Genomic DNA, 18,375 nt, shown 5'->3' on the forward strand with positions numbered 1-18,375 from the left:
AAAGGTCCGTGAGGAACTTCGGCCTGGTTTCCCGCACCCGGTTTGCTATGCGGCAATATACGTTTATGGTGTCGGCCAAAGATTTTGCGTCTATCTGCCGGAACCCCTCCTCAACCGCGCCGCTTAAAAACTCGTCGTCGAACTCGTCCGCAAGCTCCGCGCTTTTGCGCATGGTGCGGATGTGGGCGTTTCCGAGGCTCGGTTTTTCCCGCAGGCGCTGGCTGAAAAGCTCCGGGTTTTCCCGCAGAAGCTCGATCCGGGCCGTTAGGCGGGCTTCCATCAGTTCGGTGAAAGCCATGCGGGTTTTCCACAGGAGATTCGGATCGATGGAACTGCCGATCTGGCCGAATTTTTTAATCAATAGCGTGGTGAGTTCGGGCCTGCCCGGAGGCCCCAGAAGGGCCGAGCCGGTGTGAATTTTTCTCACCACCTCGAAAAGCTGGTTGAGAAGCTCCCCCACGGCCTTTCCGTCAATGTCGTTGGTCAGAGACAAAAGGATTTCCGTTAAGATGTCGGCTGCCAGGGTATTGGCCTTTCCTAGGCTCTGGCCCGCCACCGCCACTATGAGGTTGACGATTCCGGGCCCAAGGCCCATCAGGCACACCATCTTAGCAGGGTGCTTCATGAGGGTGTCGGTTAAAGCCCCTGCAAGGGCCGCTATGTCTGCGGTGCTCTTGAAGTAGAAGTCGTCAAGCTCGCCGAAATCCGTCTTTTCGATCATCGCCACAAGGGCGGGAATCAGCCGGTCCGAAAGAAAGGTGGGGTTGGTCTCGTGGACCTCGTTCACCATCCGGGCGCAGGTGGTGAGCATCTCGCCCACCGAGGCGTAATTGAGGCCGCCCAGCACCGTTCCCACGAGTTGTTCCCGCTCTCCGGCGGGCAGGTCGTCCACGGCGCTGAAAAAGCCGCTCATGGCCTCAGCCGCAGCGTTTAGTATAACCGGGGTGTTTTGGGCCAGGAGCCGCACCAGTTCCTTGTCGGACAGCACCGAACTCAAGGGCTCGGCGGAACCGATGTTGGCGGGGCAGGTGGCGGCCTTGTTGATGGTTCTTGCAACTGGCCTCGCCACCATACGCTTCCAGGACGTATCCCCGGCCCAGCGCCTCAGGAGCCTGGGCAGCAGGGTTCCCGAAAGCTCCAGGACCTCCCTCGACGCCCCCACCCTGGCCGCCAGTTTTTCGGCCAGCACTGCCAGCCCGTTGACGGGCGATTCTTTCGCTTTAAGTGTCACTGGTCTCTCCGTATACTTGTGGTGATCATTTTTATGGATGCCCGCTGAATGTCTCGATGCCGGTCACGCCGTTAACAACCCGTAAGCCTGGATAAAAACGATGAAATGCAAGGCGCGCGAGCGAGTGGCGAGGGAGCGTACGCTTTTGTACGTGACCGAGCCTCGAGGCGAAGCGCAACGCAGCAGTTCGCGTTTTTATCCGGGCTTACCTGTCGGTTACAAAGGGGCACCTCCGGCAAAGCCTGTTGGCCGGGTTCTGGTGCTCCCGCAGATAGGCAAGCAGGATTTCGGAAAAAACATCCATCTGCTCCCTGGTGGAGATGGTTTCGGGAAAAAGCATGGCCTGGTAGACGATGCCGTTGAAAAACACCATGATCAACTGGGCGATTTCCTTGGGGATGGAAAGGTACTGCTGCATGTTTGAAAGGTAGAACTCGCTCCAGCGGTTTACGAGCCTCTTCGCCTCCTCGGTTCGCGTGTTGCGCAGAAAATCCAGAGACACCAGAAGAAGCCTCTTGAAGTGGGCCTCGGAGTCCACGAAGTAGCTGAAAAAAATTCTGAGCCTTTCCTCGAAGGAGCCGGTGTCCGCCATTCGCCTTGTTGCCTCGGCCACGTCTTTCGACCCCTTGTGAATCAGCATCTGCTCCAGTATCGCCTGCTTGCTGGGGAAATAGTGGTAGAGGGCCCCGGTGGAGACGTCCAGCTCCTTGGCGATGTCGCGCAAGGTGACGCTAACGAAGCCCTTTTCCGCGAAAAGGTCGAAGCACCGGTCCAGGAGAAGCTCTCGATGCAAATTATGATCCACAATCTTCGGCATACCTGGCTTTCTGAGATCGTCGGATGCTGCGTCAGGCGTCGAGAGTTCGTTCAGTCACGTACAAAAGCGTACGCTCCTTCACGCCCTTCTTGCCTTCCTTGCCTGCGGCGATCTCAGAAAGCCAGGGCGTCTAGGCTTGCGATGAAATCGCCACCTGATTTTTTGAAATCGCCGGATGCTGTGTCAGGCTTCGCCCGCCCTCACCACGGCCCACATCCTCCGGGTGAGGGTTTCCGATCAGGAATTAAAACCCTTAACCCTTGGAGTTCAGGTGCCTGCCCAGGCGGCGGCCAAGGGCCAGCAGGGTGAGCGAGGGCGGCAGGCCCCAGGCTTCGGGGATCACGGCGCAGTCGCACACGTAAAGGTTCTTGATCTTCGTTTCTAGGTTCGAGTCCACCACCTCGCCGATCTTGGCGGTTCCGCCCGGGTGGGCCGCCACGTACCAGCTTTTGAAAAGGTTGGTGGCTCCGGCGTTTTTCAAAATCCCCTTGGCGCGCTCATAACCTTTGAGGAGGCTTTGCTTGTCCGAGTCCTTAAGGCTCTTCCGAACGCCTCCCGAGTTGGTGAGACGCCCGCCCAGGCTGTCTTTGGCTTTCACCATGATGGCAAGGGTGCGGCTGTGGACGTGCAGGCGGTCGAAGCGGCCAACCTCAGCGGCGAATGCCTGATAGAGCACCTGGGGCACCGTCATGTCGGTCATGAGGTATCCCTCGTCCGAAATGTGAGCTCCGGCGGCCATGGGGAACTCCTTGCCGCCCATCTTTTCCGGGACCGTGCCGTAAACGCAGATGAGGGGATCGTAGAAGAAGTTGTCTCCGCAGTTGGTTATGCCGGAGGCGCGCAGCACCACGGGGGTTCCGATGCCGCCAGCCGAGAGGACCACTATGGGCGCGAAGGCCTGGTGTTCCGCCCATTTGTGGGAAAAGACGACTCCCTGGGCCGAGGTGCCGTTGGAGATCACCCGGCTCACGCGGGCGTTGGCGGTGAATGTCGCGCCTGCGGCCACGGCCTCGTCGATCCAGAAGCGGCTGGTCCACTTGGCCCCGTAAGGGCAGCCCAGGTTGCACTTGTCGCAGTTTGCGCGGCACTTGTCCTGGAAGCAGTACTTGTCGAGCTTGTTCCAGTTGTAGCCAAGGGACCGGGCCGACTCCATGATGCGTTTCGCCATGGGCCCCATGAGATGATCGGAAAGCGGGGCGATGGGAAGCTCAGCGCGCACTTCGGCCACATCGTCCTTCAAGTCCACGCCGTATTTTTTGAAGGTGTCATAGGGGGGATCGAAGGCCGTGCCGTAGTAGAACACCGACGAGCCGCCGTTGGTGATTCCCCGCACCATGGCAAGACCGCCGTAGGTGAAGAGCGTGCCCTTTCCGGGCATTCCGATGAGCGCCCCGGCCTGGGCGATGGTGCCCTTTAGCGGGTCGTTGGGCCCCCATTCCAGGATGAGGACCTTTTTGCCTGCCTTGGCGAGATCGCGGGCCACCGAAGCCCCGCCGGGGCCTGAGCCCACCACTATGGCGTCGTAGGTGCTGTTTTGCTGCATTGGTTTTTGTCCTTTCGATGGCTCTTGCCGGTGATGGTGAGGTTATGAAAAGGTTCCGGCCCGCAGGCTGAAAGGCCGGAAAATTATACGGTATTTATTCCGAACGTGCGGTTTAAAAAAACGGCGCGTTTTGACACTCGGCAAATTTTATTGCAAACCTGATGCCACACTGCGTCAGAATTCGAGTCAAAGCCCTGTCAACTGGTGGCCTTTATTCCGAACAACCGGTTGAAAAAGGCTTTTTGGCAGGAAAAATTTTTCAGGAATGAGGTTCTGTTCCGGTAAGGCCCGTGCGCCCAGTTCAGATGAAACCCGGAAATTGGATCGAAAAGACCCAATTTGGCCGGGTAATGCGCCCAATTTGGGTAAAAAATGACTCAAATTGTCCCGCGCCGGCTTTCGGAGGGATGTTTTTGGCCCCAAAATTTTCGAAGCTGTCGGCCAAATGTCCCGCAGTGCTCGAATTTTTTGATAAGTCTCTTGAAATACGGTTAAAAGGCGAGCTCTCAAAAAAAACTTGACGGGCGTAAAATTTTGATTCAATGTTGGATGGACGTCCAACCAATGCGAATCAATAAACTTTTCATGGAGGAAAAAACCGACCGCATCATGCAGGCCGTTGCAGGAGTATTGTCCGAAAAGGGCTACCAGGGGGCCACCATCACAGAGATCGCGGCCAAGGCGGGCGTGAGCCGGGGACTTCTCCATTACTACTTCAAAAACAAGGAGGAAATGCTCTCCCGCGTGATCCGCCACAACATGGACGGCATCTTTCAAAACATGCAGGAGTGCTTTTCCGGTGCCAGCGACGCGGACGAGCTTGCCGACGGCCTGACCTCGTCCATGCGCGCCATACTGGAAGGCGACCCGCAGTTTTTCCGGCTCTTTCTGGAAAGCTGGACCCTTTCCCGGCAGGGGCCCGTGGCCGAGGAACTCCTGAAGGACATTCACACACGTTTCCGGGAGGCCGTAAGCACCGGCCTTCTTGAAATGGCCGACAGAATGGCCCCCGGCCCGGACTATCGCTTCGACGGTCTGGCCGCCATCCTCACCGCCCTGGTGGACGGCCTGGGAATGCAGATGGCCATCGATGTGGGCCTTTCAGGGGACGAGAAGGTCTGGAAGTCATGCAGGGAAGCCATAAGGGGTCTTGTGGCCTCGCACATTCCTTTCGGTGGGAAAACCTGGCAGCCTGTCTAAAAACGCGAACTGCTGTGTCAGGCTTCGCGGGCGTCGTACTCACGTGCATAAAGCACGCTCCGCCGCCGCCCGTTTGCCTTCCTTGCATTTCATGGTTTTTATCCAGGCTTCGTATCGAAACTATTTCAACGGACTTTCAGCGCAGCGCATTTTACGGCCCCGCCCGCCACGTAAGGGCGCGGCCATGAAGGTTTTGAAATCAACTTCTCAGATATTTCGGAGGAAAAATGGGAAAAATTGTCGCTGTCACCGGAGTCAACAGCTACTTCGCGTCCACCATCCTGCCCAGGCTCCAGGCCGACCCGGAGGTGGAAAGCATAATAGGCATCGACGTCACCCCCTGGAAGGGCGGCTTCGACAAGGTGAGGTTTTTCAAGGAGGACATAAGAAGCCAAAAGATCGCGGACATCCTGAAAGGCGTGGACACCGTCTATCATCTGGCCTTCGTGGTGGGCGAGATAAAAGACAAGGAAAAGACCTTCGACATCAACATCAACGGCTCGAAGAACGTGTTTTCGGCCTGCGCGAAAAACAGGGTGCGAAAGGTGATCTACACCTCCAGCATGACGGTTTACGGCGCGCACAAGAATAACCCACTGGGCTTCACCGAGGAATCGCCCCTGGCCAAGAACGCCGACAATTACTACAACTCCAGCAAGGTGGACGTTGAAAACTTCGTAACGGACTTTTTCAAAAGCCACCCGGACATCATCCTCACCGTTATCCGCGCGGGCCTTCTCTGCGGGCCGAAGATCAACAACATGTTCTCGAAGCTCTGGGAGATGAAGGTGACCTCGCTTCCCCTTGGGCGGGAATCCTACAACCAGTTCATTCACGAGGACGACCTTGGCGAGGCCCTCTACCTCGCCTACACCAAGGACATTCCAGGAATCTACAACGTCACCGCCGACGACGCCGTGGCCACAAGGTGGTGCTTCACCAAATCCGGGGCCTTGATCATCCCGCTTCCCACGCCCGTTCTGCGCCTGGTGGCCAACCTCGCCTTCATGATCGGGCTTTTCCCCGCCTCCGGCGGCTGGGCCAGCGTATCCGAGTACACCATTTTCGGGCTTTCCGAAAAATTCAAGGCGGCCACGGGCTGGAAGCCCAGGTACAGCTCCGAAGAGACCTTTCTGAGCTATCTTGCCTCCCGCAAGCGCGACGCCAAAGACAACTTCATCCAGGCCACCCTTTCCTGGGTTTTTAAAAGCGGCGTGCGCATCAAGCCCACAATGGCAGTGCTGAACATTTTCCGGCTGGGCAAGGTGCCGAAAGTGCGGGAGATGATCCCCTGGATGAAGCACGAGAAAAATTCCATGACCTACCTGCCCATAAATAAATCCCTTGGACAGGTGGCCAACGAGGCAATGCCCGCCCAGGTGGTGCACGACTTCATAGACAGGGCAAAAATCCACGTCATCATGGACACCTGCGGCTGTCGACTTGCCGGGAAGTGCGAGCATTTCACCGCGAGTGTGGGCTGCCTTTTCATGGGCGACACGGCCCTCAAGATGCCCCACGGCGTTTCCCGCAGGGTGACCAAAGAGGAGGCACACAGGCACGTTGACAGGGCCGTGGAGGTGGGGCTTGTTCCCATGACCGGCAAGGTCAGGGTGGACAACTTCATCTTCCTGACGCCGGACGAGTCCAGGCTTTTGAGCGTCTGCTTCTGCTGCCCCTGCTGCTGCATGATGACCGCCTTTCAGCACATTCCGGGCGATTACCTGGATGGCATAATGCCCCGGATAGAGGGCCTGGAAATAAGGGTGACCGAAAAGTGCGTGGGCTGCGGCAAATGCCTTGAAACCTGCGGCTTCAAAGCCATCTCCATCGTGAACGGACGGGCCGTGCACGACGACCACTGCCGGGGATGCGGGCGCTGTGAAAGAACCTGCCCCAACGGGGCCGTATCCATAACCATCGCCAACAAAAACTACATAAAGGACGTCGAAAACCGGATTTCATCTTACGTTGATTTTGAATGAACAGCCGGACGGAGGGACTTTTCCGATGGGATGGATTCTGCTCTTTTTACTCGCCGTTGCGGTCCTCGTGTTCTGGATGTGGATCGAGCGCTGGCATCTTCTGCTGCCTTCCACGATTCCGGCCCTGAAATGGATGGGCATCCGCCGGGTGCTTTCGCCGGAGAGCGTGAACGCCATTTTTTACGGGCGCTGGATCGAGACCTACTTAAAGTTTCTGAGCAGGTTTTTCATGAACAATCCAAGGCGCGCAAAGTGGCTGGAGGAGACCTACCACGGCAAGGTGCTCACGCCGGAGCTGGCCAAGGCCGTCATAAACTGCGACAGGGACATCCCCCTGCAGGACCTGGGGGAGAAGATCATCCCATATTCACGAGCAAGGGACATCGTGCTGTCGGCATCCAAGGACATCGTGCTTACCTCCTGCGGCTGCAAGACCCGCTCGGACCACTCCTGCAAAAAGGTGGCCCCGCCTTACCGGACCTGCATGCTGATAGGAAGCCCCCTCACCGATTACCTTCTGGAGCACAAGCCTTTGCACAGCCAGCGGATAAGCCAGGCGGAGGCCCTCACTCGCCTTTCGGAGTTCCACGAAATGGGGCTGGTTCACAACGCTTTCTTCAAGGACTGCCTGAAGGATCAGTTCTACGTCATCTGCAACTGCTGCGAATGCTGCTGCCTGGGCTTCGAGAGCATGAGACACGGAATAAGGCAGCTTGCGCCATCCGGGTACGCGTGTGTCGTTGACCCGGAAAAATGCGCCGCCTGCGGCAAATGCGTGACTCGGTGCATGTTCGGCGCAAGCACACTGGACGGGAAGGCGGCGGTTTCGTGGGAAAAGTGCATGGGCTGCGGGGTCTGCGTTTCCACCTGCCCGTCGGGCGCGCGCTCCCTGGTTCTGGATGAAAAAAAGGGCCTGCCCATGGACGTAAGAAAACTCGCCTGATTCATGGAGAACCGGCAGGGACAGTTTTTGCGTCCCGCATGATTTCAGTTGGAAAACCGATGGCGTCCCGGGTTTTCCGGCCACGTCCCTTATGTGGGGCAATGACCGGCAAGGCCCCCGGACGCCATTGATTTTATTTAACCGTTGAGCACGTCGACAAGGCCCTCTGCGCCGATAATTTTCTTGAAACATTGAGCCCGAAGGGGCAAATATTCCAAGGAGGGCAGGGGGCCGCCCTTTGGGATGCAGCCCTTTCAACAAACCGGTTTCATAAAGGATATCGCGGCCTTTTGGCTATTCATAAACTGTTTCGACCGGCTCCCCCCACAGATAATCTTCCCCGGTGTCCCGGCCATGCTGAAAGATTTGTTTTTCCGTTCGTAATTTAGTATGAATTGAAGAGTGAATCGATTCCCTCAAAGACAACGCATCATTTTTATTTGTGGCCCTTAACAATTTTCAGCTTGTCCGTGAAATGAACAGGGAACTTTCACCCTGGGAGCGCGGGCGTCCCGCCCGCATTGGACGGCAAAAGCGGGCGGGACGCCCGCGCTCCCAGGAAAAACCGCATTGCTGCGAATAGTTCAGAGCCACGTTTTTATTTGTGGCTTTATACTATTCTCAGCACGTCGAGCCGATTTTTCCCTCACCCTGGCCCTCTCCCAGAGGGAGAATTGAGTTCCTATAGATAACCCTACCCTCGCCCTCTGGGAGAGGGGGGCCGAAGGCCGGGTGAGGGCGCTTGACCGAGCTGTAAAAAGTTCATAGCCACGTTTTTATTTCAGTCGGCATCCTCCACGAAAAGCGTTTCAAGCGGGGTGAACGATGCTTTGCAGCGGCTGCAGCCAGTGGACTTTGAAGGCGGACGAGCTTTACTGCGGCCATTGCCGCAAGATGTTCATGGAGCTGGACGCCCTGCCGCCTTCCATCGAGCTTGTTTCGGGCATAGCGCTTTCCAGGCAATGCGTTCTCAAGAACGTCACCTCCCATGACATCACGTTGTCCGTGGACACAGGCGAGAGCGCCCCCTACCTGTCCTTCGATTCGGCTTCCACTATAAACCTTCCTGCCAATGAATCGAAAACCGTCCATTTCGTGCTCAACGACTCGCTTTTTCCCGAGTCTGTCAGCCGCCGGGAATTTACCTATTTTTTCAGGGTCAACAACAACCCGAAAAAGACCAGGGCAGTGAAGGTGGTGGTTCAAAAAGGCCCCAGGCCGGAACTTGTCCCCGCTTTTCTCGATTTCGGGCGTATGGCGGCAAACGAGGGCGAGACTGTCCTCAAGGTGGCGGTGAAAAACGCGGGAAACGCCCCCCTGGTGCTTCGCGGGGTGGAGCCTTCCGAAAGGACGGCCCTGAAGGTGAAGGACAATCTCGCTCCGCCCGTCAGCCTTGCGCCAGGAAAGGAGCTTTCAATAGCCCTGGCCTGGGATTCCGGGCTTGTTCCGGGCGAGGCCGAAGGGGGCGAAACGGGCTTTTTCTTTTATTTCGAGGGATTCGACAAGCCGGTGTTTCTTCCGGCCAAAGGCGGCATCGTGAACCTTTCCCTTGAAGCCGAGCCAGCCGCCGTTGTCATTCCCGAAGCCTTCGCCAGGCGCTCGTTTCCTGCAAAGGTGGCCATTACAAACACCGGAAACGCCGACGTTACGATTCACTCCCTGGAAACGGACCAGCCCTGGCTTACGGTGGCCCGCCAGAGCCGCACAGTCACCCTTTTGTGCAGGGAAACGCTTGAGGCGGGCGAAAGGCCGGATTACAGAAGTTTTTTCGACAAATACGAATTCACGGTGATGGTGAAGCCCGAAGGCCTTCCAGAAGGGCCGGCAAGGGGCCGGGTGACCGCCCTTGCCGATCACGTGTCCCTATCGGTTGAAATCCCCGTTGACATCAACGTGGTCACCCCCTTGAAGTGCCCTCATTTCATAGGCATCGATTTCGGGACCACCAATTCCGTGGTGGCGGTGTACGATCCGGACAGGGGCGAAGCCGTGTGCATAGCCCCCGACGAGGGCGGCGGGCCTTCCGACGCCCTCATCCCCAGCGTTCTCGTGTTTCGGGGAAGCCCGGACAACTACATCATCGGCAGGCAGGCTGTGCAGGAGGCGGTTGTCCATCCCGAATCGAGCGCGCATTCCATTAAAAGGATAATGGGCGCCAAGACCGAATGGCCCTTTTTCGGCAGGAACTTCAAGCCGGAGGAGCTGGCCTCCCGCATATTGCGGCGGCTTCTGGACTACGCCGAAGACGCCCACATAAAAATGGCCGGGGCATATTACGACATGCAAAAGGCCATAGTCACGGTTCCTGTCAAGTTCGAGCACCGGGAGATTCAGGCCATACTGAACGCCTGCGACGGCTGCGGCCTGGAAACCCGCCAGGACGTGGCCCGGAGGCTGGACGGCCTTTTGAAGGACAAGCTGGGCATAGAGGCCCGCACCGGCATAATCCTGGACGAGCCGTCGGCTGCGGCCTTCTATTACGTGCCCAAGCTGGCCAGGAGCGGCGGGGACCTGGCGGAGCGCCTCAAAAGGGGCGAGCGGGTCAACTTCGTTGTGGTTGACTACGGCGGCGGAACCCTGGACGTGGTGGTGATTTGCGCCAGTCGTCTTCAAAAGGGCGGCTGGTTCATAGAGGCCCTTGGCCACGACGGGGACAACGACATAGGCGGAGACGCCATAGATTACAGGATATTCAAGAGGGTGCTCCCTGAGTGCGCCGAGGAGTTCCCGGACATGGACCCCACCCTCATCTCCGACAGGTACGAGGATATCCTAAAGCGCAAGGAGCGCGGCAACTGGGACGAGACAGGGTCCTGGGCCAGGGTGCTGGCGGCAAGGGCCGCATGGAAGAACGCGGCGGAAAGCGCCAAGATCGCCCTTTCCAATAGCGGCGAGGCCCAGTTCAACATAGACGGCGGCTACATACTGCGCATGAACGGCAACGAGGCCGTGGCCGCAGCCGGAAGGAATTTCAGGTTCAACATAAGGCGCACGGATTTCGAGGGATGGATCTCTGACGTTCTCATGAGGATGGAGGAGGTCATCAGAAGCGCGGTCCACCTTTCGGACTTGAAGCCCCAAGACATCCACTACATCCTTCACACGGGCCGTTCCAGCCTCATGAAATCGGCCAGGAGCCGGGTGAGCGAAATTTTCCCCACCATTCCCCCAGGTAACGACATCCTGGAGGAGCACGAACTGAAGTTCTGTGTGGCCAAGGGCGCTGTGATGTACGGCGCGCAGTTCACCGGAACCGCCAACGTCAGCCGGGGCGTCTATCTCAGCAAGGCCAAGGGCAGGAAGCTTCCGCACGGCTACGGCGTCTGCGCCGACGACTCCCTGTTCGGAGAGGTCTACGTGCCCATCGTGCCCATAAATTCCATCTATCCGAACAAATACCAGCACAAATTCGAGGACATGATTCTGAGCGACACCCGCGTGATCAAGTTTTTCCGGTCCTCCCTTCCGGGCGAGGCGGAAAACGACAACGTGCTCATAAGGGGCAACAGGCATTTGAAGCACATAGCCACGGTTTCCATACCCACCGGGCATGATCCCGAAACCGGTGACGCGCTTTCGGTGGAGTTCGACATCGACGAAAACAAGATGTACACGGTCCGTGTGAACGGAAGCGTGATTCCCTTGGAAACGGAGCGTTTCGAGGATGTTGACAGGTGGATTGCATAGCCCGGATCGATCGGGCCAGTCTCTTTCCCGCTGGCTGGAAAAGGGCCTGGCCCGCGACCGGCTCATAGTTGACTGGTCGGGCAGGGCCTTTTCCGCCATGCTCCTTCGCGGCGGGGGAAGGCCCGAACCCTGCGTTTTCGATATAAACGGAGCCCTGTGGCGCTTCGTGTCGTCGCACTTTCACGTCTCCGAAAAGGAATTCGCGGAATCGGGGGATCTGTCACTTCAAAAACTGGCCGCAGCCTCGGCCCATCTGCCCGAAACTGCGGCTAACGCCTTAAAGGACATGGAATGGCTTGCCGCCTGGGACGCGGATTCGAAAAGCCTTGACATGCCTCACCGTGACCCCTTGCTGCTTTTGTCCCTCCTGGAATCTTCCGGGGCGGATGACTCCGGATCAAGGGCAATGGAACATTTCATCGGCGCTCTTTTTGCCTTCGCGGCAAAGCCCCTTTTCGCCTTTCTGCACAGAAACGACGTGCATAGAGAAGGGCTCGACGTGGCGGTGATAGTCCCGGCTCACGCGGGATTCCGCGAGCGTTCGGCGATGGCCGCGTTTTTCTCCGGCTTGCGGTTCGGAAGGGTGACAGTTCTGGACGACGCCACTGCCCTTGCCATGAACTTCGCCCACTTTGCCGGGGAAGGCGAAACCGAAAGGGTGCTTGTTCTGACCGGCCACGAGGACGCCCTGATTGCGAGGGTGGTGGGATTTTCCTTCGGGAAAAACCGCCTTGAAGCGGGCATAATGAGTTCCGGCGCATTTCCGGGCCTGGGAACAAGGGCCTTCATCGACGCCCTGGCCCGGTCCCTGGAAAAAAGGGCGGGGCAGGGCGAAATCATCGACAGGACGCGGCTCGACAACGCCTTTTTCGCCCTGGGCTGCGGCGCGTCGTCGCCGATGGTGTCCGAAACATCGGGCCTTGGCCTCACCCACGGCCTCCTGCAGGAGATGCTTTCCGGGGAAACCCTGTCCCGGTGGATGGGCGAGGCTTCCGGGAAGGTATCGGATTTCGCGGGAAGCGCCCGATTTGGGTCGGTTGTGACCCACAATGGGATATTCATGACCCCCTGCCTTGGCCGGGCCGTGCTTTCCGGGGCGGGCCTTCCTGAGCCCTACAGGGTGCGCTCCATAGTGTGCGGGGAAAGGGCCACGGCGGGGGTCATGCGAATGCTCCGCCTTAAGGAAAGGGAGCCGGACCTCGATCTTTGCGTGGCCCATCGCCTTGGAATAAGCGTCGAAAACGGCCACGGCGGGGTTCTGCCGGTGGTCCCGGCACGCCTGATGCCGATGGGACCGGGCCAGGACCTTGTGATCCACCGGAGCCTTGAAGGACTGCCCGATCCCGGCAGGGCCTTCGGCCTCAAGGTTCTCTGGGGGGAGCATCCGGTGGCGGCCTTGAATCCAGTGCTCGCCCGCCTTTTCTTTCCGCCTTCACCCGCCATCGACCAAAACGGATACTTTGCGGGCCTGTCGTTTCATCTTAAGGGCGGCGTGACCGGCGTGACCGGAACCGTGGGGGGCGTTTTGGGAACAGGCAGGGAGGCAAGCGCGCCCCTCCTGTTTCCCTAAAAAGCAGGATCGCTTTGTAAGCCTCTGTTTTCACAAACGTTACGGAGTGAAACGAAAATGAAAAAGCAGCTTTTCATATTCGCGTGGGTTCTGGCGCTTTCCCCCGTTTTTTTCGTTCCGCGCGGTTTCTGCATTGACTGCGGGCAGATTTCCGGCTTGCTGGACCGGGAATTCGCCGCCCAAAGCGTGGTGAATGGCGATCTTGAAAAATGCAGGTTGGAAATAATCGCCAGCATCAAAGACGCCAGGTTCAGTGACTGCTGGGGAAAAAGCGCCGGGCCGGATGACGAGTACGCCAGTGTTCTTGGGGACAACGTCGCCCAGCACGTTATCAGCGTGATCCATGACAAGGCGATCAAGCAGGCTGTTCTCAAATTCGCCCAGGAGATACAGGCGGGCTTTTATGGCGGCAACAACATGGAGGCGTTCAAAAAATTTTCCGCAGGATTCACCGAGAGTTTTTTTAACCGGCTGGAAGGCGACAAGGCGCTGAAGGAACGGATTTATTCAAAGACCCTGTGCAATGATGACAAATGCCGTTACTGGCTCGGCAGGCAGGAAGGGCTTCCACCCGAAGAGTACAAAAAGAGAATGGATGAATTCACGGCCATCCTGGCCGGAATTTCCACGGCAAAGGCGGAAGCCTCGGCGGTCTCCTCCGCCCAGGCGGCCCCAGCCGCCCTTACGGCAACAGCACCGGCGGTTGCGGTGAATGCCGGAACAGGACCTAAGAGCGAAGCCCCGGCAGGCCGGACTGGAATGCCTTTTCCCGTGCTCCTGGCCGCAGTTGCGGCTTTTCTTTTAGTTGCGGCGGCGGCTGGTTTCCTTGTGTGGCGCAGAAAAACGGACCGGAATTTCAGGAGAAATTCGAGGGCGGAAAGGCGCGTGGGGAAAAGCGTCTTTCCCAGGTCCTCCGGGCGGGAAAATGCCGACGTCGTCCAGGGGGCCGTTCCCCCTCCGCCCGTCGCCGCCATTGCGCCGGAACCGGCTCAGTCCGTGGCGCAACAGCCGACGTGGACCAAAAACCAGGAGGCCGACCTAAACGAGAGGCTTGACGGGCTTTATGCCGAAATCGTTCAACTCAGGGCCTTCGCGGAGGCGGAAAGGAGCGCGGCGGCCCGCGAGGCGTCTTCTGTATCGGGCAGGCTCGAAGCCCTGGTTTCAAGGTCCAGGGAAGACTTCCATAATTCCCAGAAGAGCTTCTTCAAGGTCCGCGCCAAGTCCTTTTTCGAGAAAAACCGGGCGCTTTACGAGGTGGTGGTGAACGAGGTCCAGTCCCGCGACAGGGAGCTTTACCGAAAGCTCATAAGCGAGTTGCCAGAGCTTTTGGCGGAAAGCGGCGCGGTTGCCGCCTCCTTCGCGGACGCATCCGCCGCACTGGCCGTCTACCAGTCGAACGTGGCGGTGCTGGAGGCCATCATAAGGGCCCTTAAAGAGGAGGACAGGGCGGCCACCCCCAACACGCCTGAGAGGTATCATCTCATCAACACCTTTCTCAACCAGATGGACGTTTTCCAGTATTCCGGCCAGATTCCGGTGATAGCCGGGTTCAAGCCCGAAAAATGGGTGCGCGAATCCTTCCTGGGCGTGGCTGACCTTGTGATAAAGGAGCACCAGCGGCTTTCGCCCGGTCAGGACGCCCCAAATCTTTCAAGGGCCTTGTGGCTGGCGCTGGAAGTCCTTTCCAGGGCGGGAGTGGAGACGGAAACCATAGTTCTTTGCGAGACCCGCTTCGATTCCAAAAATCACGTGGTGCGCTCCACCGTCAACCGGACCGACCTGCCCGATGGGGTCATAACCGACGTCGTGCGCAACGGCTTTTTCCACAAGGACGGGCGAAGCATCCAGCAGGCCGAGGTGATAGTCAACAGGTCAAGGGCATAGAGCCAGCGCGTTGCAGATCGCGGGCAGGCCGGACAGGGGCGTTTTCCGCATGGACAGGAACGGTTTGAAGCGATTTTTTGAAGGGCTGGGGCCGGAGGACGGGCCGTCCTTAAGCCTCGCCATCGCAGACAAGCCCCAGGTGGCCTTCAAGGGGGAGGGCTTAAGCCTTTTCGAGAGCAGGGTCACCCTGTACGATTTCGGCCTTGTAAGCGCCAGGGGCGTGGTCAGCCGTGAAATCGAGGTGGAAAACCTGGGCGACGGCCCAGTCGCTTTAGGGATTTCCTTTTCCCACGCCTGCTTCGGGCTCTCCTTCGCCGGAAAGGAAAGCGGCGGGGTGGTCATAGGGCCGGAGGATTCCGCCAGAATCGCACTGGTATTCCGGGCTGACGGAACCGAGGGCAAAAACACGGCCCAGGCCATGTTCAAGGCCAAGAACTCCAAGGGCGCGCTGGCGGCCTTTCCGGTGCTGCTGGCGGCTGACGCCCGCAGGGATTACGCATCGGCCCGCTTCGGGTACAACGGTTCGGAGGCCCCCCATGTCCACGAATTTCGCATAAGGCCCGCCATGCTTCATTTTCCGGAGGCCCTGGCCTTCCGGCTCGACATGGAAAGCAACGGCCCCAGGCCCTTTCAGGCCAGCTTCTCGTCAAGCTCCGCCCTGCTTCGCATGGGGCTTGACGGGGCTCGAAACGAAGGGGGCGATCTTTTCGTGGAACTGCCTCCCGGAGCCTCCGGGAGCGTTTTCATAGAGCCAGCGCTTCCGACGGCCCTTGCGGGAGGAGGCGTCACGGAACTGAGGGTCCTTTGCTCCACCAACCACGTGCTGGAAATATTCAGGAGCTTTTACCTGGATTTCAAGATAATCAGGGAAAGCGACGAGGCCTTCGTCACCTTTGACGTCAACGGCCTGGGGCCGTCAGCCGAACGCGAAATGGAGCTTCCACTTGCCGACGCCTTAATGGGGTCGGTTCTGGCCGTAAAGACCACCCTTGTGAACTGGGGCGCAAAAGACGCCCCGGTCTCATGCGAAAGCGGGTCCGGCTGCGCTGAGCTTGAAGGCTCGGTCACCGTTCCCGGTTTTTCCGGTGACAGGCCGGGCAGGGCGAGGGTTGAAATCAAACTCGATACCGTTAGCCTGGACGAGGGCGTCCACAGGATTCCCGTCTTTTTCAAAATCCCAGGCAAAATTCCCGGCCAGGCTGAAAACGGCCTGACCCTTTTCGTGAACTTGAGGGTTTTTTCCATACGCCTGAATCCCGAAATGCTCGATTTCGGAGTGGTGAACGCCGGTGAATCATCGACTTTACGCCTTTCCATAAGGGCCAGCGAGCCCGGAATAGATATCACGGGGCTGGCGGCCCTTCCCGTTCAGGGGCTCGCAGGCCAGATCGAGGCCAAAATCGGCCCGGACGGCCTTTTGACCGCCACCCTTGGGGAGCCTGAAAATTTCCGCGAGAGAAAGCCTTTCCTCGACGGCCCCGGAATAACGCTGGATCAGCCCGAATGGTCATTTCAGAAAGATGTCAGGGTCCGGTTTTCGCGCACGGCTCCAAGGCTCTACCTCAAAAAAAGCCACATCGATCTGGGAAGCCTCCTGGAAGGGGAGGAGGCCTTTTTCGACCTTGTGCTGGAAAACAGGGGGGACGGGGACCTTCACGCAGTAATGGAGCCCGCAGGCCCTGGTATCGCGGTCGTCCCGGCCCGGCTTTCCATAAGGCCCGGCGAGAGGATGGGCGCAACCCTTACCGTCAAAGCCCCTAAGGGCGGCGGGAAGGACGGCGAAGTCAGGCGGTCTGCGGTCCTGATATCAACCAACGAACCGGGGGCCGCCGCCCAGACCCTGAGCTTTTCCTATACGTCGGCGGCCCTGGCCGGTCGCCTGTGCCCCAACCCTTCCTGCCCAAGCAAAAAGTGGAGGGAGGTCATACCCGCAAGCTTTTCCCGCTGCCCCAAGTGTGGCGCGGCGGCCCCGGACGGAAAGCCCGTCCCCCTTTCCGAAACAAGGACCTGTCAGGATCAGGGGGACTGCGAAAACCGGAAATGCGGCGGGATGTATTTCAACTGTGACGACACTTTCAGGTTCTGCCCTTACTACGGCAAGCCCCTTGTGACGCCGCAACTGGACAAATGAGGGCCGTTGTCTCTCAATGGTTAGGAATTCAGCGGGAGTTTTCATGAACTGTCCTTATCTCGATTGCGGCGGGGCGCTTGAAACGGGCGGGCAGTCCTGTCCTGAGTGCCGGCGCATAATAAAGACCTGCCAGAACGCCGGATGCGGGGCGTCCAACCGTTTCTGGGCCAGGTACTGCACCGCCTGCGGCGAGCCTCTGGCCGAGGTCTCCTTCAACTGGCCCTGCGCAAGGGGGGGCTGCCAGAGAACCGGCAGGGCCCCGTGCCTTAAAGAGACCGACATCCACAACTGGAAGCTCTCGCCCCTGTCGGAAATCGCGCCCCCCGCAAAAGGCCAGGCCGGGGTTCAGTGGCCCAGCCTTTTGATATACGGCGATTGTCTCGTTACCGGCTACGCCGCAGGCTGCATAAGAATCTTCGACCTGTCCGCCCGCTCAGGCGCGGCAGCGCCTGAGGTGAACTCCATCGAACTTGGAGAGCATCTCTACTCCTCGCCCGCCATCAGCCGCGAAAGCCTCTACGTGGGGGCCGGGAACAGCATTTTCGCCTATTCCATGTCCATGCTCCTGGAAGGAAAGAGCTCGCAGCCTCGATGGAAAAAGAGCCTGGACCGCGCCGCCGTCCATTCCATAATGCCGGTGGGCGACGTTCTGGCCGTGACCTCGAAGAGCCCCGACGGCTTGTGGGAGGTGGGGGCTCTAAAGGGCGTTTCGGGAAACCGGCCCCCTGACTATCTGCCCATCCACAAGGCGGCCACAGTGAGCTCCCTTGCGGGCAATTCCCTTTACGCGCAAGGCGTTGCCGGAGAGAGCAAGTTTTACTTTTTCTTCTTTTCGTCGAACGGAAGGGATACCCTGGTTCACAAGGTGGACGTGAATCCCGTGGACTGCTCCCTTACCATGGGCTCCCACACCTTCAACATCAACCTGCCCGTGAAGGACCCGTCCCTGATGCCGGTGGCGGCGGTGGGTAACATCGTTTACGTTCTGGCCGGGGACGGCGCGCTTTTCAGGTTCAACGCGGTCCAGCGCACCGGCCAGCGCATGGGGAACTTTGGCGGGCTGAGGGACTTCGCGCTTCTTTCCCCCAACACCCCCATCGTGGCCGCCGACAACGCCGTTTTCAGGCTGGACGGCGCAAACAGGATAAGGCTTGAAGGCCCCTGTGAGAACATCACCGCGCCGCCGGTCCTCATGGGCGACAAGGCGCTGATCCTGGGCCTGGGGCAGGGCGAGATCAGGCTCTATCATCCCGAAAGGCTGTCCCACGAAAAGACCCTTCAGGTGGAGTACGGGCGCTCGGTGGTTTCCGTGGCTGTTTCCCGAAACATTGTTGCAGCCGTAAGCGACTCCGGGCTTGCAAAAGTCTGGCTTGTCCTGTAAACG

At 58.7% G+C, this 18,375-nt stretch carries 11 protein-coding genes; 8 read left to right on the forward strand and 3 right to left on the reverse strand.

Features of this window, described 5'->3' with window-relative positions; all coding sequences use genetic code 11:
• From HZB23_09185 to HZB23_09195, 3 genes are all read right to left on the reverse strand, one after another.
• Window positions 1-1,231 (reverse strand): hypothetical protein (locus tag HZB23_09185; GenBank protein ID MBI5844825.1); only part of this gene is annotated, 1,231 nt, incomplete at its 3' end.
• A 205-nt stretch (window positions 1,232-1,436) separates the two neighbouring features.
• The gene (locus HZB23_09190) at window positions 1,437-2,048 is read right to left on the reverse strand and encodes a TetR/AcrR family transcriptional regulator (GenBank protein MBI5844826.1); all 612 of its coding nucleotides are present in this window, start codon (window positions 2,046-2,048) and stop codon (window positions 1,437-1,439) included.
• A gap of 253 nt (window positions 2,049-2,301) precedes the next feature.
• Window positions 2,302-3,591, reverse strand: coding sequence for a GMC family oxidoreductase (locus tag HZB23_09195; GenBank protein ID MBI5844827.1), 1,290 nt, complete (start codon window positions 3,589-3,591; stop codon window positions 2,302-2,304).
• A gap of 564 nt (window positions 3,592-4,155) precedes the next feature.
• On the opposite strand from HZB23_09195, the gene HZB23_09200 reads away from it, so the two are divergent.
• The 8 genes from HZB23_09200 to HZB23_09235 all read left to right on the forward strand — a co-directional run bounded on the left by HZB23_09200 (window position 4,156) and on the right by HZB23_09235 (window position 18,372).
• Entirely contained in the window at window positions 4,156-4,791 is a 636-nt protein-coding gene (locus HZB23_09200) for a TetR/AcrR family transcriptional regulator (GenBank protein MBI5844828.1), read from the forward strand.
• Window positions 4,792-5,018: 227 nt separating this feature from the next.
• Entirely contained in the window at window positions 5,019-6,776 is a 1,758-nt protein-coding gene (locus tag HZB23_09205; protein MBI5844829.1) for an NAD-dependent epimerase/dehydratase family protein, read from the forward strand.
• Window positions 6,777-6,801: 25 nt separating this feature from the next.
• Window positions 6,802-7,719 (forward strand): 4Fe-4S binding protein, encoded by a 918-nt coding sequence (locus HZB23_09210; protein MBI5844830.1) that lies wholly within the window; start codon window positions 6,802-6,804, stop codon window positions 7,717-7,719.
• A gap of 825 nt (window positions 7,720-8,544) precedes the next feature.
• Window positions 8,545-11,406 (forward strand): Hsp70 family protein, encoded by a 2,862-nt coding sequence (locus HZB23_09215; GenBank protein MBI5844831.1) that lies wholly within the window; start codon window positions 8,545-8,547, stop codon window positions 11,404-11,406.
• The gene (locus HZB23_09220) at window positions 11,384-12,976 is read left to right on the forward strand and encodes a hypothetical protein (protein MBI5844832.1); all 1,593 of its coding nucleotides are present in this window, start codon (window positions 11,384-11,386) and stop codon (window positions 12,974-12,976) included. The genes HZB23_09215 and HZB23_09220 overlap by 23 nt, the downstream gene beginning before the upstream one ends.
• A 57-nt stretch (window positions 12,977-13,033) precedes the next feature.
• A complete protein-coding gene (locus HZB23_09225) occupies window positions 13,034-14,860 on the forward strand; it encodes a hypothetical protein (protein ID MBI5844833.1) in 1,827 nt (608 codons plus the stop codon).
• Window positions 14,861-14,909: 49 nt separating this feature from the next.
• Window positions 14,910-16,991, forward strand: a complete 2,082-nt coding sequence (locus tag HZB23_09230) for a hypothetical protein (GenBank protein MBI5844834.1) — start codon at window positions 14,910-14,912, stop codon at window positions 16,989-16,991.
• A 43-nt stretch (window positions 16,992-17,034) separates the two neighbouring features.
• A complete protein-coding gene (locus HZB23_09235; GenBank protein ID MBI5844835.1) occupies window positions 17,035-18,372 on the forward strand; it encodes a hypothetical protein in 1,338 nt (445 codons plus the stop codon).
• Window positions 18,373-18,375 lie beyond the last annotated feature (3 nt).

The sequence above is a fragment of the Deltaproteobacteria bacterium genome (assembly GCA_016235345.1).
GTDB lineage: Bacteria > Desulfobacterota > Desulfobacteria > Desulfobacterales > Desulfatibacillaceae > JACRLG01.

Bases quoted from the DNA above. Each gene is read 5' to 3' on its own strand.
- HZB23_09190 (MBI5844826.1), bottom strand. From the start codon at position 2,048: ATGCCGAAGATTGTGGATCATAATTTGCATCGAGAGCTTCTCCTGGAC.
- HZB23_09195 (MBI5844827.1), bottom strand. From the start codon at position 3,591: ATGCAGCAAAACAGCACCTACGACGCCATAGTGGTGGGCTCAGGCCCC.
- HZB23_09200 (MBI5844828.1), top strand. From the start codon at position 4,156: ATGCGAATCAATAAACTTTTCATGGAGGAAAAAACCGACCGCATCATG.
- HZB23_09205 (MBI5844829.1), top strand. From the start codon at position 5,019: ATGGGAAAAATTGTCGCTGTCACCGGAGTCAACAGCTACTTCGCGTCC.
- HZB23_09210 (MBI5844830.1), top strand. From the start codon at position 6,802: ATGGGATGGATTCTGCTCTTTTTACTCGCCGTTGCGGTCCTCGTGTTC.
- HZB23_09215 (MBI5844831.1), top strand. From the start codon at position 8,545: ATGCTTTGCAGCGGCTGCAGCCAGTGGACTTTGAAGGCGGACGAGCTT.
- HZB23_09220 (MBI5844832.1), top strand. From the start codon at position 11,384: ATGTTGACAGGTGGATTGCATAGCCCGGATCGATCGGGCCAGTCTCTT.
- HZB23_09225 (MBI5844833.1), top strand. From the start codon at position 13,034: ATGAAAAAGCAGCTTTTCATATTCGCGTGGGTTCTGGCGCTTTCCCCC.
- HZB23_09230 (MBI5844834.1), top strand. From the start codon at position 14,910: ATGGACAGGAACGGTTTGAAGCGATTTTTTGAAGGGCTGGGGCCGGAG.
- HZB23_09235 (MBI5844835.1), top strand. From the start codon at position 17,035: ATGAACTGTCCTTATCTCGATTGCGGCGGGGCGCTTGAAACGGGCGGG.